The sequence below is a fragment of the Candidatus Methanomethylophilaceae archaeon genome (assembly GCA_017524805.1).
Classification (GTDB): domain Archaea; phylum Thermoplasmatota; class Thermoplasmata; order Methanomassiliicoccales; family Methanomethylophilaceae; genus Methanoprimaticola.
Genome location: JAFXUX010000031.1, coordinates 55,002 through 70,842, shown reverse-complemented (window position 1 = coordinate 70,842; position 15,841 = coordinate 55,002). Strand labels below are relative to the sequence as shown.

Genomic DNA, 15,841 nt, shown 5'->3' with positions numbered 1-15,841 from the left:
TTCACGGAGGCGAGGGAGGTGCAGCCGTAGAACACCCCCTCGCAGATGGTGGTGACCGAACCGGGTATGTCCACGGAGGCGAGGGAGGTGCAGCTTTGGAACGCATAGTCGCCGATGCTCTCGACGCGGTCTGGGATGGACAGAGAAGCGAGGGAGGTGCAGTTGTAGAAAGCGCTCTTGCCGATGGTGGTAACCGAGTCCGTCATCATTACTGAGGCGAGGGAGGTGCAGTATGCGAACGAATCATTCCCGATACTGGTGACCGAACCTGGTATGTCCACGGAGGCGAGGGAAGTGCAGTATGTGAACGATATGCTCCCTATGCTTTTGACTGAATCGGGGATGATCACGGAGGCGAGGGAGTTGCAGTCGTAGAACGCGCCATAACCGATGGACGTTGCGCCATCTTCGATTATGACTTGCACGATGTCGCTTTTGCAGCTTTCCCAAGGGAAGCTGCCGGAGTCGGGGACCGCGACGGCCCCTTCGCCGGAGATCGTCAGGACGCCGCCGTCATCCAGCTCCCAATGCATCCCGTCGCCGAAGTCGCCTCCGGCAGATGCGTCGGCCGCGGGCGCCAGCAGGCACGCCGCAAGGATTGCCGACAGGAGGGCCGCGAGAAGCCCGAATCTAAGAACAGTCGATTTCATTGCTATCACTCGATTGATTGGCTCGCGGACGGATCCGCGGCGCCGCCCTTCCGCATGCCGCCGGGCGGGCGATCGTTCCGGCCGACGAGAACGGATTGATATCGACAGCTGGAAATAAAAAACGCACCGAACCGCATCGCCCACAGCGGATATTGGGACATGCCTTCCATCTGCCTGATGGCGAAGGCCGCCCGGCCCGTCCCATAATCTGTCCAAAGGAATGAGAGACGCCCCGAGGCATTATGCCCGGGGCTGAGAGGGGACCGGAAGCCCCGGTTTAGTTCAGGATACGAGATACAGCTTCGCGTCCGATCCGGAGAAGGAGTGCCCGGCCAGGGCCTCGGGGACCGGCTGGAGCCTGGACCCTCCGTCATAGAAAGAGAGGCCGTAGAAGGCGTAGGCCCCGACGGATTCCAAACCGTCCCCGAACTCGACCTCCGAGAGGGAAGCGCAGTTGGCGAAGGCCTTCATGCCTATCGTTCTTACGTTCGACAGGTCAGCTGTCTTCAGAGTGGAGCATCCGTAGAAGGCCTTGTCCGCGACGGCCGTCACCTTGAGGGTCCATCCCTTGTAAGCCACCTCGCCGGGCAAGGAAGCCACGGAGCCCGAGAAGCCCACGGCGGTTACTTCGCGGGAGCCCGCGGAGGACACGGCATAGTCTATGCCACCGGCGGAGAACCGCTCGCCGTCCTCGATGTCCCCGGCCATGCGCAGGACCTTCCCGGAACCGAAGTACACGTGCCCGCGGAGTTCCAGCGTCTGGCCCATGGCGTTGCCGTCAAGGTCCAGGTATTTCACTCCGTAGAATGCGTTCGGGCCTATGTACACCAGAGACTTCGGCAAGTCCACCATCTCCAGGGACTTGCACCCGCTGAAGGCGCTCCTCCCGATCTTCCTGACGCCGTCCTCGATTGTCACCTCCTTCAGATTGGCGCAGTTGAAGAACGCGTACTCGCCGACAGAAGAGATGTGGCCGGGTATGGTGACGGAAACGAGCCCGTTGCAGTAGGGGAACGCCTTGAAGCCCACAGAGGCGACCGTGGAGAGGTCCACGCTGGACACGCCGTTATTGTTGTAGAAGGCGTTCCTCCCGATGGACGCCCCGTGCCCTGTGAAGCGTATGTCGCTCATGCTCTTGCACGCGCTGAACGCGCTGGCCTCCAGGACCACGTCGTCGCCGGGTATCTCTATCGAGGTGAGCCCGCAGCTGAAGAACGCGTAGCCGCCGATGCTCTTGAGGGTCGCGGGTATGGATATCTCCGTGAGGGACTTGCAGTAGGAGAACGACTTCAGTCCTACGGACTCCACCGACCCCAGACCGACGGACTCCAGGGACGCGCACCTGAAGAACGCGTAGTCCCCGACGGCCTTCACAGTGTCCGGCAGGGAGACGGATTCCAGCCCCGCGCACTCGTAGAATGCCTTGGGGCCGACGGAGACGACCGCATATTCGAAGCTGAGACACGAGACAGAGGCGGGCACATCTACGGAGGACTGGAAACCCTCGTACCCGACAAGGGAGACAGATGCAGGAATCTGAGAAGTAACCTCATAGACGAGCCCACCGGATGCGAGCCTCTCCCCGACGTCCAAGGGCTTGGCGGCCATCCTAAGAGTCCCGTCGCCGGAGCCCTCGAAGTAGCGGCCGGCCAGGTTCTCAGGCGTGCTGCGCAATACCTCCCCGCCAGGGCCAAGGAAGATCAGGCCGGAGAACGCCCCACTGTCGATGTAATCGATCGCGGATGAGATATTGATGGAGGACAAGGAAGTACAGCCAGAGAACGCAGAGTATCCGATGGCTGTCACAGAATCCGGCATGACCACGGAAGCCAAGGATGCACACCCGATGAACACATAGTTGCCGATGCCGGTCACGAAATTCGGTATAATGACGGCTGTCACCTCAGGGCCTGGGGCGCATGAGACTATGACCGTCCCGCTTACCAACATGATCCCGTCGACTATGCCGCTGTATGTCCCGGAGAATCCGTTGAGCGATTGGCAGCCAGTGAACGCGTTTACCCCTATGCTCTGGACCCCGCTGCCGATGGAAACAGATGCAAGGGATCCGCACAATCCGAATGCCCCGCTGCCGAGGGAGGCCACGGAATCCGGAATGTCCACGGATGTGAGGGACTCGCAATAGGCAAACGCAAGGTCACCTATGCTCTGGACCCCGTCGCCGATGGAAACGGAAGCCAGGGACTTGCATTCATAGAATGTATACAATCCGATGTTAGCGACCGAACTGGGAATGGTGACGGAGGTAAGCGAAGTGCAGCCGTAGAACGCGCTGTCCCCCATGCTCTGGACCCCGCTGCCGATGGAAACAGATGCAAGGGATCCGCACAATCCGAATGCCCCGCTGCCGATGGAGGCCACGGAATCCGGAATGTCCACGGATGGGAGGGACTCGCAATAGGCAAACGCAAGGTCACCTATGCTCTGGACCCCGTCGCCGATGGATACGGAAGCCAAGGACTTGCATTCATAGAATGCTTTCTCCCCTATGCTGACGACTGAATCCGGTATGGAAACGGAGAATAGAGAATCACAATACGCAAATGCCAAGTTACCTACGGATGATACCCCCTTGCATACAATTGTCTCCTTGACATCATATTCCTGCCATGGGGCGAGATTGCTATTCAAATCAAAATTATACATGTCGCCAGCGCCAGAAATCGTGAGGGTGCCATTCAAATTCAACTCCCATGAAAGGTTGTCCCCGCACTCACCTGACGCGACAATCTCGATGCCTACCGCTACGCTCAGCACGTTGTCGCTAGATCTAATGAAGCGGTGACCGGCGAGAGCTTCTGGGGTGTGATCCAAAACTTCTCCGCTTGGGCCGAGGAAGATCAGGCCGGAGAACGCACAGTTGTCGATCTTGGCAACTGAATCTGGAATGGAAATAAAGTACAGGGAGGAGCAACCTGAAAATGCACTGTTACCGATGGATACTGCAGCCCCACGGAAGTCTATACTGGATAAGCCCTTGCAGGAGCTGAAAGCGTTTTTCCCCAGCGAGACGTCATCGCCATTGATAATCAAAGACTCGATGCCACACCTATAGAATGCGTAGGCCCCGATCAGCTTCAGGGTGTCCGGGACCGTTACCGACATGAGTTCGGAGCAGTTCGCGAACGCTTTGAGGCCGACAGAAGAGACGGATCCGAGGTCAATACTTGACAAGGAGGAGCACCCATAAAAAGCCTTGTCGCCGACCGACTCAACCGCGTACTCACAACCCCTATAAGCCACGGAGACAGAGATCGAGACTGCAGACGGAGACCCTTCGTAACCGACCAGAGATACGGAATATGGGTTCAGGGACATTACTTCGTAAACAAAGCCGCCGGAGGTGAGCCTCTCTCCGACGTTCAATGGTTCTGGGACCATCTTCAGAATTCCGTTGCCTGAGCCGATGAAAGAGTGACCGGCAAGGGCTTCTGGCGTGTTGGTTAGCCATTTCCCCTCATAATCGAGGAAGACCAGGGTGAAGAATGCACTCCCTCCGATGCTTGTGACCGAATCAGGTATGGATATGGAGGCGAGGGAGGTGCAGCCCCAGAACGCACTCTCCCCTATAGATTTCAACGAGTTCCCAATATCCACGGAGGCGAGGGAGGTGCAGCGATCAAATGCTTGATTCCCGATGGATTTTACCGAATCAGGTATGGAGACGGAGGCGAGGGAGGTGCAGTTGTAAAACATGTAGTCATCAATGCTCGTGACCGAATCCGGTATGGAGACGGAGGCGAGGGAGGTGCAACCCCAGAACGCACTCTCTCCTATGCTCTGGACTCCGTCACCGATGGAGACGGAGGCGAGGGAGGTGCAGTTGTAGAACATGCTGATCCCTATGCTTGTGACCCCGTCACCGATGGAGACGGAGGCGAGGGAGGTGCAATCGTAGAACGCGTAGTTGTCAATGTACGTGACCGAATCCGGTATGGATACGGAGGCGAGGGAGGTGCAACCGTTGAACACTTGCCACCCTATTCTTTCGACCGAATCAGGTATGGAGACGGAGGCGAGGGAGGTGCAGCCGGAGAATGCGAGTTCCCCTATTCTTTCGACCGAATCAGGTATGGAGACGGAGGCGAGGGAGGTGCAGCCGTAGAATGCGCCCCCGCCAATGTCCATAACAGAATCCGGTATGGAGACGGAGGCGAGGGAGGTGCAGCCGCAGAACGCGTCCAATCCGATGCTCGTGACCGAATCCGGTATGGTTACAAACGATGCCCCTGAACCAGCAGCGCAAGTAACTAGAGTCTTCTCGTTTACCAACATGATTCCGTCGACTATTTTACCGTAGGAACCGGAGAACTCTGTGAGCAAAGTGCAGTTGGAGAACGCACCATCTCCGATGTGTGAAACCGAATCAGGTATGGACACGGAGGCGAGGGAGGTGCAGCCGTAGAATGCGAGTCCCCCTATTCTTTCGACCGAATCAGGTATGGATACGGAGGCGAGGGAGGTGCAGCCGTAGAAGGTGCTGTCCCCGATGCTCGTGACACCATCTTCGATTATGACTTTCGCAATGTCGTCTTTGCAATATTCCCAAGGATAACTGCTATAGTACAAGGACCCAGTGGCCCCTTCGCTAGAGATCGTCAAGACACCTCTGTCATCCAGTTCCCAATGCATCCCATCGCCGAAATCCCCTCCGGCCGATGCATCGATTACAGGCACGAGCAGGCAAGCGGCAAAAAACACCGATAAGAAGGATGCGAGAAGCCCAGCTCTAATAACATTCGATTTCATTGATATCACTTGATTGTTCAGCTTGCGGAGCGATCCGCGGCGCCGCCTTTCCTATTCCGCCGGGCGGACTGCCGTTCCAACCGATGCCGTAGGCGGGTATAAATCCGATGTTAAGAATAAAAATAGATGCACAAAACCGGACTGTCCGCGACGAACCCCGAGCCCATGTCGGATCGGCATATGTCGCAGGCCACCATGAGAAGAGATCAGTTCAAATAGCTCCCCCGCGCAGGCTGAGTTCCGGATTGAGCGCCCGCGGAAGCCCCATGGACAGCATGATGCTTCCACACCGCTTAAATCTGCCCGGAAAGCGCGTCCGTACGCCAATACTATTTGAACTTTCACATTTGCATCACAAGAATTCAGTGCATCAAAAATTATTGTGCATCTAAAGTTCGCATGCATCATCCGTTCGGAATGCACATTTTCGAGATTTGATAAGCGTCCCCGCGCTGTAGCGATTCATGGAACGCCACGCCGCTTTCAGGTTCCTCCTTGGGCGGCGCATGCGCCCGAACACCACCTTGAGCTCGCCGCGGACTCCACAGAGAGATCGGACGAGTTCGTCTGGATATGCCCCGGACCCGACGGGAACGGGGGGCGCCTTTGCTCCCTGAGCCTGAACGTCACGGACAAGGATTACTACGGAGCCGGGCCTGACCGGGCCGTAAGAGGCCCTACGGGGCTGATAACGGCGCCGACCGCGCTCATAGACCCCGATGACCCCTATGTCATGGCGGTCGCGGCGCACATCCTGTCGGAGACCGGGGGATACCCCGACGACGTCCGGAAGCTCGCCGCGCTGAGGTTCGTCGGCTCGGCCGTCGAATACGCCGGGGACGGGGAGCTGTTCGGCCGCCACGAATTCTGGGCCGCGCCGGCGCAGACGCTCTACCTCCACAAAGGGGACTGCGAAGACACCGCCGTCCTCCTCTGCTCGGTCCTCCTGGCGATGGGATACGACGCCATACTTCTCGACTTCCCCGTCCACATAGCCGTGGGCGTGGAATCCGAAGTGAAGGCGGACCTCGCCTGGGAATGGTCCGGCAAGAGGTGGGTCCTGTGCGAGAGCACGTCCGCCGCCCGTCCGCTCGGCTCTTCCGAGGTCGCGGCTGGGGAGCCGGAGTTCCGCGCACCGTCCGCGCCCGGAATCTTGGAGGGGATCGTGTCGTCGGCGAGGGGCGCGTTCTGGGGGCTCACGGGCCTCCGATCTGTTTTCAAAGAGTGATAGACATGAAATGCCAAAGCAAATTCTTGGCCGCGGTCGCCGTGGCCCTGATGCTGGCCGTCGCCGTGAGCCCCGCGCTCGCGTCCGACCAGAGCACGGGAGCCACCGACAACACGGCCAACGTGGACATCGGCAGAGGGATGACGTGGTCCTGGACCCCGACGTTCAACCTCCCCGACACCGTCGTGAGCGTCTACGCGAGCGCGACTAACTTCATGAGCACGTCGGTCTCTCCGAGCAAGTACAGCCAAACCTCCAGCGGATACACGCAGGTCTCCGAGGGGACCGCCACCATGCAGCCCGCCAACGGCCCCGGATTCGGCGTGAGCACCACCCTGACCGTCGGGGTCTCCAACCCGGCCTCCGTCGACGCCCAGAACTACACCATCTATGCGATCAAGGGCACCACCAAGCTGACCGCGCCCGCGTTCCCGACCTCCGGAACCGTCACGACCACCATGAGCAAGAACGGCGGGACCGCGACCAGCGCCTGGACATCCTACATCGGACTGACCATCAGCGCCACCACCGGGAAGATCACCGGGAAGCCGACGGCAACCGGGACTTACGTCTTCCACCAGACCCTCACCGGCACCTCCGCAGGGAGCAGGGACATCACCGCCGTCGTCGAGGAAAAGGTCGCCAGGTAGAACACCCCCAACGTCTACAGCGTCCAGAGAACCGCCTCGACCTTCCCGACCGCCAAGACCGCAGGGCCCGCCAACGTCACCTGGGCAGTCAAATCCCTCTCCGTCAACGGGGTCGACGTGAGCGGATCGGACTCGACAGTGGCCCAGAGCGTCCTGAGCAACTACGGCCTGAACGTAGACGCCAACGGGAACCTGAAGACATCCGCCTCCACCCTCGTGTCCTTGACCTGCTGGTAGAGGAAAAGCCTGGAGTACAGGCATTCATTGATGATGAGACTCCGATATCGTCGCCTTTTGATCCCCACATATGCGACATACCTTCCGCTCTCCGGATCCGCGAAGCATTCCGCGTCGATTCCGGCCGCATCAAGCATCCCGATCATCTCGCTGTCGATGGCGTAATTCCTCACGCCTTCGCCCTTCATCTCCTCTTCCGCGGGCTTGGTCTCGTAATGTATCCCGGCGGTGAAGCATAGCGTGCCTCCCGTCCTGATGACCCTGCCCACCTCCTTGATGTCCTCGGCGAGGTTCGGCCAGAAGAAGTGGCTCGCATTGGACACTACGAGATCGAACTCCCCGTCCCCGAACGGCAGCCTCTCCACATTGGCAATCTCAAACTCTGCCCTGTCACCCAGATCGGCGTTGAAGGCTCTCGCATGCTCCACCGAAAGCTCGGACAGATCTATCCCGAATCCTTTGGCCTCGGGATACCTTTCCAGGACGAGCCTGATGAACACCCCTCCGCCGCATCCCACATCGAGTATCTTCGAAGGGCGGATCTCTGGGAGATGGTCTATCCCCCACTGTATCTGTGGCCTGTGATCATCGTTCATGCTCTTCAGCACCGCTTCCCCTTCCTCGCCGCGGGGGAGCATGTGCTGCCTTATCCCTTCTTCATCGTCGGTTCCCTTCCTGCCGAAATAGGCGCATTTCCTGCCTCCGGGACCTACGCATGCGCGGTATCTGAGCCCCGCCCCTTCGTAGCAGCTCATCATCTCCGATCCGGTGACTACGCGGAACCCGTCGCAGAACTCCTCGCCTTCAGCGTCGGAATGATTCTCGAAATGGCAGCCCGTGGTTATGCAGACCAGCCCGTCCTCTCTCAGCACGCGGGCGATCTCCTTCATGCTCCCTCTGAGGTCTGGCCAGAAGAAATAGCTGGAATTCGAGACGATCAGGTCGAAGAACCCGTCATCGTATGGCATGTCAATTACATCTCCGAGCGTGAGCTCCAGACGCCCCTCGCCGACGTATTTCCCGTTGTATTCCCTGCAGTATTCTAAGGAAGTCTCGGAGATGTCCAGCCCGTATACCTTGGAACCGGGATATTTTTCAAGAAGCAGACGCGAGAAATTCCCGCCTCCGCACCCTATGTCCAGGATCCTCTCCGGATGGATCTCCGGGAATTGCTGCACGCCCCACTCGATCTGGTCCTTGTGGGATTCTATCATCTCCTCAATGACCTTCTTCCCCTCTTCCCCGTGGGGCCTCATGAACTGGCATATTTCCTGCATTTCAATCGCATGGAGCATTAATCCATCCGTATTTCTGCTTTGTTTCTCGCAGTCATCATCGCTATGGTCTATATTCCCATGCAATTGCGGAACGGTTACGCAAAACTGTTATCTGCGGCGGGCATACGGTTGGACGCATCGGCCATTATTTGATTGGGGGCGGGAAACTGGTTAAGCTGCTGAGATCCGACGGCACCGACTTGGATATACTCTTAGGGGACTACAAGAAAGCCATACGGAGCATGTTCGTCCCGTTCCTGGTGGCTTTCGCGGTCATCGAGCTCAACCAGTTCGTGGACACCTTCTGGATATCGGGCCTGGGAAAGTCCGCATCCGAGGCCATCTCCGTGTCGATATCGTTCTACGGCCTGCTTATGTGCGCCGGCATGGGGATAGGGATCGGAGCTACCTCCGCCATTGCGTTCCGCCTTGGCCAAGGGAACAAAGAGATCGCCGGCTCCATTGCCAGCAACGCTATGATCCTCAGCATATTGCTTGGTCTGGCTTCCTCTGCGATCATGTTCTTCGCGATGGATCCTGCTTTATGGATTCTGGGCGCCGAGAACATCAGGACAGAATGCTGGGACTACATGATCCCGTTCATAGCCATGGCTCCCATACTGATGGCCCATTCCGTCATCGGCGGTCTGTTCAGAGGTGAGGGAGCGGCCCGCAAGTCCACCGCAATCCAGATGGCCGCGGCGCTTCTGAACATAGTCCTCGATCCCTTCCTCATCTACGCGCTGAACATGGGGATCATGGGCGCAGGAATCTCGACAGGCCTTTCCGCCCTCATAGCGCTGATGATAGGATTGCGGTGGTACGCCGAAGGCAAGACCGCCGTCAGGATGGACCGCTCGAATTTCCGCTTCTCCAAGGATGCCGTCAAAGAGATCATGAACGTCGGGATCCCGAAGACATTCCAGGACCTGATCACCAACTTCACCGTGTTCGCCCAGAGGATTTTCATCATAGTCGCGGGAGGGACTACGGCGGTGCTGATCTACAACTACCCGTTCAGGATAACGTCCCTGTTCAATCTCCCCGGGAAATCTCTGGAGCATTCGATGCTTCCCATCGCTTCCTCTTCGTACGGCCAGAAAGATCTCGTCAAGATGAAGGGGGCGGCCGATTACGCCCTGAAGCTGACTCTTTGCATCGCGGCCGTATTTACAGTGCTTATCTTCATCTTTGCCGAGCCTCTGATGTCGATATTCACTTACGAGGAGAGTATGGGCGCCTTGCTTCCGGACCTTGCCCAGGCGCTGAGGCTCATATGCTTGACGATGCCCTTCATGGCCATCAAAGGGATCGGAGCTTCGCTGCTCCAGGCCATGAAGAAGGCCAAGATCCCGATGTATTTCGATCTGTTCTGGTCGATTCTGAGGCTGATCCTGTTCGCGCTGTCGGCGTACGGATTCCTGGGCATCGATCCGTTCCAGGGTATCATGCTGATAATGGCCGCGCTGAACATAGGCGGAGGATGCATCGTGATGGCTCTGGCTTATGCAAGCATGAGAAGGCTGATGAGGGAAGCCGGACAGCAGACCGCATGATGGGTGCCTGAACTCCGGCCGGATGTTCTTCAAGAATCCGATATCCTGCGGAGAATATCCTTTATCATATGTTGGCGATTGCATCCCACCCATCATCCCAGCGAAATGCCCGGATATTGCGGGAGGTTCAGCGACATGGCAAACATACTCGACAGAAAGGCTAGGCCGGAAGCGCCCAGATACGGGGAAGAGAACTTCGACATCATGCAATGCAGGATGCCCCACGGCGACCTCGGACCGTCGGTCATAGACCACATGAACGAAGGGCACCGCCCCGGGATCGAATGGGCCATCGCCCAGATACCTGACATCGACCCGGAGTTCATCCTCGACATAGGGTACGGAGGCGGTATCGTCTCCAGGCTCATCCTCAGGAGGTTCACCAAAGCCAGAGGATACGGCATCGACATCTCCGAGGTCTCATACCAATACGCCAGCGAGTACGACAGATACTTCATCGACGAGGGGAGGCTCAGACTGATCATCGGGGACGTCCACGACATGCCTTACGAGGACGGGAAATTCGGACTCGTCATCTCCAATGCCAGCTACTTCTTCTGGGAGGACATCGGCAAGGCATTCAAGGAGATCGGCCGCGTCATGGCCGAGGGAGCCACCATATGCATCCCGGACGGCAAACCTATCACTGACGACAACTACGAGGAAGCCAAGGCCAACGCAGAGCCTCCGATGAATGTGTACAAAGATTCCGAGATGATCGCTTTCATGGCCGCCGCAGGGATAGACGCGAAAAGAGTCGTGAGCGAGGATGGCGAAATGGGGGCCTTCATCGGGGTGAAAAGGCGAAGGGCCTGAGAAACCTGCCCCATAGGCCCTTCGGAAAGATGATTTTTTAATCTGAATTGCCATTAACCGGCCATGGATCAGTCCCTGATGGAATTGGTATTCATACTCGACAGAAGCGGAAGCATGAGCGGTAAAGAGAGCGATACCATCGGCGGCTTCAACTCTCTGATCGAGAAGCAGAAGAAGGAAGAGGGCGACGCGCTGGTAACGGTGGTCCTCTTCGACGACCAGTACGAACTGCTTTACGACAGGGTCTCCCTCAAGGAAATCCCCGAAATGACCTCCAAAGAATACTTTGTCAGAGGGTCCACAGCGCTCCTGGATTCCGTCGGAAAGACGATAAACAGCATCAAAGCCAAGCAGGACGGGGCCGAAGAATCTTCGAAACCCGGGAAAACGATGTTCGTCATAATAACGGACGGCTACGAGAACGCCAGCCACGAATACAGGCGCGACACGATAAAGAACCTGATCGAAACCCGCAAGAAAGAGGATTGGGAATTCCTGTTCATAGGAGCGAACATTGATTCCGTTACCGAAGCGGCATCCCTCGGCATCGACGCCAACCGCGCTGCCAACTATGAGCAGAACGAGGCGGGCGCGAGCTCCATGTTCGCCGCGGTCGGGAAAGTGGTCGCCGAAGTCAGGAGAAGCAAGGACAAAGCCAGCGAATCCATATCGGACGACTGGAGCAAGGACATCAAGTCCTGATTCAAACGGGCTCCGGGGATCCCCCGGAACCTCATTTTATCTGAAAAATCGGAGAGGCCCTCGGATCAGCTTCTTCCCCTCTCCGAACGCTTTCCCGACTTCAGACCCGAAGGAGTAGTATCTCTTGTTCACGGTGTCGTAGACTATCGGCCTGAGCTTCTTGGGATCGATCTTTCCGTCCGTGAGGATGCTCTCGTCGGCGCAGACGTTCACGATCTTCCCTATGAGGGTGCAAGTGCTCTCATCGAAGCTTATTAAATCGCATTCCAGGGCCATCGGCAGCTCCTTTATCAGCGGCGCGTCGACCTTCCCGCTTCTCTCGGCATGGAACCCTGCCCTCGCGAATTTGTCGGGGACGTCGTTGGCCGATACGATGCCTACGTAATCGCATTCGGCGACATAGTCCTCCGTGGCCATGCTCACCGTGAACGCCTTCTTGGCGAGTATGTTCTCGGTGGTTTTGTGCGAGGGATCAAGGCATATCGTTATCCTGTCCTCCTCGGCGATGCCTCCCCATGCCGCGTTCATGGCGTTGGGGACGCCGTCCTCCCCGTAAGTGGCGATTATGAACACCGGCATCGGATAGACGCAAGGCTTTGAACCGAAATCCTTTCTCATTTGTATCGGATTGCGAACATCTTCATAGGTATATCTTTCCTGCCTTCATCCGACGATCATAACGGACCCAAGGTGCAAACTTATCTATCATCTGCCCTATTGGGGCGCGATGTCTCTGTTAATCCACAACACGCTGACCAATTCCAAAGAAGAATTCGTTTCGATAGAGCCTGGCAAGGTTCGCATGTACGTCTGCGGAGTCACCGTGTACGATGACATCCACATGGGCCATGCCAGAAGCATGATCGTATTCGACACCGTCGCCCGCTATCTGAGATATCTCGGATATCAGGTCACCCACGTCACCAACTTCACAGACGTGGACGACAAAATCATAAAAAGGGCGGCGGAAAGGGGGATAGAGCCCTTGGAGCTCTCCGCGGAATACATCAGGAAATACTTCGAGGATGCGGAGAAACTCGGGATAAACAAAGCTGACATCTATCCCAAAGCCAGCGAATGCATCGGAGACATCATCAGGATGGTCCAGAAGATCATCGACAGCGGCTACGGATATGCCACCGAAGACGGCAGCGTTTATTTCTCTGTGCGCAAGGTCAAAGATTACGGGAAGCTCAGCAAAAGGAATCTGGACGATATGCAGCAGTCCGAGAGAATAAGATCCGGACTCAAAAAACTCGATGAGAGCAAAATCGATCCCATGGATTTCGCGATATGGAAAGCGGCCAAACCCGGTGAATGCTCCTGGGATTCCCCCTGGGGCCCTGGAAGGCCCGGGTGGCACATCGAATGCTCCGCGATGATCGAGAGATACCTTGGGGAGCAGATCGACATCCACGGCGGAGGCAACGACCTTGTGTTCCCGCACCACGAGAACGAAATCCTTCAATCGGAAGCCGTGACCGGGAAACCCCTGGCGAACTATTGGATGCACAACGGGATGCTCATCGTCAGAGGCCAAGGCATGAGCGAAGCCGAGAAGATGTCTAAATCCAAAGGGAATTTCTTCACCGTGAAGGATGTCTCGAAGAAATTCGACCCTCAGACCATCAGATTCTACTTCCTCAACGCGCACTACATGAGCGAGCTGGAATACAGCGAGGACATCCTCAACGAATCCAAGGCCGCGCTCTCGAGGCTCGCCAACAACTACGAAAGCTTAATGGAATGCGCCAAGAACGGCCCTGATGGGGATGCCGAGAGCGACGACTGCTGCGATCTCATCGAATCCTACAGGAAAGCGTTCAGGAACGCAATGGACGACGACTTCAACACCCGCGCCGCCATCGAAGTGATGTACCAGATGGCCAGGGCGACTAACAAAGCGATGGGCGAGAAGACCCTGTCCAAGAAGGCGGCTGAGAGGCACCTGAAGCTCATAGATGAGTTCAACGGCATATTGAACATAATCCCGAAGCCGAAAGAAGCAGACGATGGAGCTATCGATTCGCTGGTATCAATACTCATCGACCTCCGCGGGGAGATGCGCAAGAACAAGATGTATCAGTACGCCGACATGATCCGCGACAGGCTCAAAGAAGCGGGCATCCAATTGGAAGACTCCGCGGATGGAGTGAAATGGAAGAGGATCTGATCGGATCCCCTTCCTAAACCGTTTCTGGCGGCTTGCTTCGGAGCCGCCGATTATTTCTTGAACAGGCCTTTGAGAATGCCTTTGCCGATCTCCCTACCGGCGGTGGCCGCCGCTCTGTTGATGGCCTTCTCCGCGACTTTCGTTGCCGTGCTTTTGGACGAGCGGCTTTTGGCGGATGCTGTCGCGGCAGATTTCGGAGCGGCTTTGGCTTTGGATTCCGCGGCCTTCGCTTCCATCTTCTGCTTCTCCTCCTCCATGCCCTTCATAGTCTCGTATGCGGATTGCCTCTCCTGGCGCTCCCTGTACTTGGATTCGAAGCGGGACGATTTTATGATGCTCTCATACTCTGCCGGGCTCAGAGGATCCAGGCTGCTCTGAGGCGGAAGGATGAAAGCCCTCTCGACTATCGAAGGTATGCCTTTCTCGTCCAGGCAGGAGACCAACGCCTCTCCCACTCCCAACTCGGTGATGGCGGTCTCGGTCTTGAACTTCTCATTGGTGCGGAACGATGATGCTGCCGCCCTCACCGATTTCTGCTCCGCCGGAGTGTAAGCGCGGAGGGCATGCTGGACGCGGTTGCTCAGCTGCGCAAGGACGCTGTCCGGTATGTCCGAGGGGCTCTGAGAAACGAAATAGATTCCGACGCCTTTGGATCTGATGAGCTTGACCATCTGCTCTATGTTCTGGATCACCGGCTTCGGAGCGTCTGAGAACAGCATATGGGCCTCGTCGAAGAAGAACACGAGCTTCGGCTTCTCTGGGTCCCCGGCTTCCGGAAGCCTCTCGAACAGCTCCTGGATCAGCCACATCATGAACGTGCTGTAAAGCTTCGGGCTCCTCGCCAGCTTCTCGGAATTCAGGACATTCAGAACGCCCTTCCCGTTCTCGTCCGTCCTTATCCAATCGAAGATGTCCAAGGCCGGCTCGCCGAAGAAGAAATCGCCGCCCTCATCTTCGAGAGTGCGGACGGACCTTTGGATCGCCCCCAAAGTCTGGGAGGACATGTTCCCGTATTCCGCGATGTAATCGTTGCGATTCTGGGCGATATGCTGGAGAACGGAGATGAGGTCCTTGGAATCGATCAGGTCCCAGCCTTTGTCCTTGCATATCCTGAATATCATAGCCAGAACATCGCTCTGGACGTTGGTGAGATCCATCAGGCGAGCTAATAGGGAAGCGCCCAGAGAGGAGACAGTCGTCCTGACCGGATGCCCGCAATCCCCGTATACGTCCCAAAAAACGGTTGGGAAGCCTTTGAATTCGAATCCCTCGGCGCCCAGCTTCTCCGCGCGGCCGCGCATTTTCTCCGTATCTTCCCCGGCCTTGCATACGCCGCCGACATCCCCTTTCATATCGCTGAAGAAGACTGGCACGCCCGCGTCGCTGAACGATTCGGCCAGAACCCTCATGGTCACTGTCTTCCCGGTTCCGCTGGCTCCCGTAATCAGGCCGTGCCTGTTGGACATGCGGGGAAGCAAATACACCCTCTCATCGCCTTTGGCTATCCAGATCTTCCCTTCCGAATACATTTTAACACCGCCGGCACTGCCGGGCCATAAAAGTAAGCGCTTTCTGATAAATAAGTGATTGTCCGGAGGAAAAAGGAAACCATGAAAATACAATGACACTATAGTTCTATCAACTATAGGGTAACTATTCAGAACCCTCTCCAGACTGTAGTCTTACCTCATTAAATTGAACGTGTTTTCGATAACTCCATAGGTATAAATTATACCTACATATGTCAAAATAGGTATATTTATATATACCTATTACTATATA

11 protein-coding genes are annotated in these 15,841 nt (G+C 56.8%); 6 read left to right on the top strand and 5 right to left on the bottom strand.

Going from position 1 to position 15,841, the window contains the following annotated elements; translation table 11 throughout:
- Both IKP20_06640 and IKP20_06635 read right to left on the bottom strand, forming a co-directional pair.
- Nucleotides 1–650: leucine-rich repeat domain-containing protein (locus tag IKP20_06640; GenBank protein MBR4504628.1), on the bottom strand; the 650-nt coding region annotated here is incomplete at its 3' end.
- A 282-nt stretch (nt 651–932) separates the two neighbouring features.
- Nucleotides 933–5,348, bottom strand: coding sequence for a leucine-rich repeat domain-containing protein (locus tag IKP20_06635; GenBank protein ID MBR4504627.1), 4,416 nt, complete (start codon nt 5,346–5,348; stop codon nt 933–935).
- Nucleotides 5,349–5,802: 454 nt separating this feature from the next.
- Between IKP20_06635 and IKP20_06630 the strand changes: the two genes are divergently transcribed.
- Nucleotides 5,803–6,648, top strand: coding sequence for a hypothetical protein (locus IKP20_06630; GenBank protein MBR4504626.1), 846 nt, complete (start codon nt 5,803–5,805; stop codon nt 6,646–6,648).
- Between the two features lie 5 nt (nt 6,649–6,653).
- Nucleotides 6,654–7,298 (top strand): putative Ig domain-containing protein, encoded by a 645-nt coding sequence (locus IKP20_06625; protein ID MBR4504625.1) that lies wholly within the window; start codon nt 6,654–6,656, stop codon nt 7,296–7,298.
- 161 nt (nt 7,299–7,459) lie between these two features.
- On the opposite strand, the gene IKP20_06620 is transcribed toward IKP20_06625, so the two are convergent.
- Complete coding sequence (locus IKP20_06620; GenBank protein MBR4504624.1) at nt 7,460–8,812, bottom strand: methyltransferase domain-containing protein; 1,353 nt, start codon at nt 8,810–8,812, stop codon at nt 7,460–7,462.
- 200 nt (nt 8,813–9,012) lie between these two features.
- Between IKP20_06620 and IKP20_06615 the strand changes: the two genes are divergently transcribed.
- The 3 genes from IKP20_06615 (at nt 9,013) to IKP20_06605 (ending at nt 11,886) form a co-directional block, all read left to right on the top strand.
- Complete coding sequence (locus IKP20_06615; protein ID MBR4504623.1) at nt 9,013–10,368, top strand: MATE family efflux transporter; 1,356 nt, start codon at nt 9,013–9,015, stop codon at nt 10,366–10,368.
- A 135-nt stretch (nt 10,369–10,503) separates the two neighbouring features.
- Entirely contained in the window at nt 10,504–11,184 is a 681-nt protein-coding gene (locus IKP20_06610; GenBank protein MBR4504622.1) for a class I SAM-dependent methyltransferase, read from the top strand.
- A 63-nt stretch (nt 11,185–11,247) separates the two neighbouring features.
- Complete coding sequence (locus IKP20_06605; GenBank protein MBR4504621.1) at nt 11,248–11,886, top strand: VWA domain-containing protein; 639 nt, start codon at nt 11,248–11,250, stop codon at nt 11,884–11,886.
- A 36-nt stretch (nt 11,887–11,922) separates the two neighbouring features.
- Here IKP20_06605 and IKP20_06600 read toward each other — a convergent pair whose 3' ends face one another.
- A complete protein-coding gene (locus IKP20_06600) occupies nt 11,923–12,504 on the bottom strand; it encodes a flavin reductase family protein (GenBank protein ID MBR4504620.1) in 582 nt (193 codons plus the stop codon).
- 109 nt (nt 12,505–12,613) lie between these two features.
- Here IKP20_06600 and cysS point away from each other — a divergent pair, with 109 nt between their 5' ends.
- Nucleotides 12,614–14,059, top strand: a complete 1,446-nt coding sequence (gene cysS / locus IKP20_06595; protein MBR4504619.1) for a cysteine--tRNA ligase — start codon at nt 12,614–12,616, stop codon at nt 14,057–14,059.
- A gap of 50 nt (nt 14,060–14,109) precedes the next feature.
- Here the strand turns inward: cysS and IKP20_06590 are convergent, their stop codons facing one another.
- Entirely contained in the window at nt 14,110–15,588 is a 1,479-nt protein-coding gene (locus tag IKP20_06590; protein ID MBR4504618.1) for a DUF853 family protein, read from the bottom strand.
- Nucleotides 15,589–15,841 lie beyond the last annotated feature (253 nt).